The organism is Bradyrhizobium sp. Kon58 (genome assembly GCF_055807455.1).
The window spans coordinates 1-289 of sequence record NZ_JBVVOT010000358.1 but is presented as its reverse complement, the minus strand read 5'-3'; the positions used below and the strand labels follow the sequence as shown (position 1 = coordinate 289).

General features: G+C 52.6%; 1 protein-coding gene. It reads right to left on the bottom strand.

Going from position 1 to position 289, the window contains the following annotated elements:
- Positions 1–29: 29 nt before the first annotated feature.
- A partial coding sequence (locus AC0L20_RS40760; protein ID WP_473295786.1) for a hypothetical protein occupies positions 30–289 on the bottom strand: 260 nt, incomplete at its 5' end.

The following is a 289-nucleotide window of genomic DNA, read 5'->3' as shown; positions in this document are numbered from 1 at the left end:
TTTCGACCACCTTCAGGGCTTCGACTAACCTACCGATCAAGGAGAGTGGTGAAAAGGTCTCGGAGGGCAGTGTCGTCAAATTTTTCCCGATCACGCCTGTTCGATGACGAGATACTCGGAGAGGAAGCGTGACTGCTTTGGTCTTGAATCTCGCCTATACGATCCTCAATAGCTGAAATGGCGCTACTCAACACAGCGTCCGGCACCCCAAAACGGGGGGCAAACTTTTTCAGGGCATCGATCCCATCTGATAGGGAGGACTCGCTATCATCCTCGCTGATACGGATGG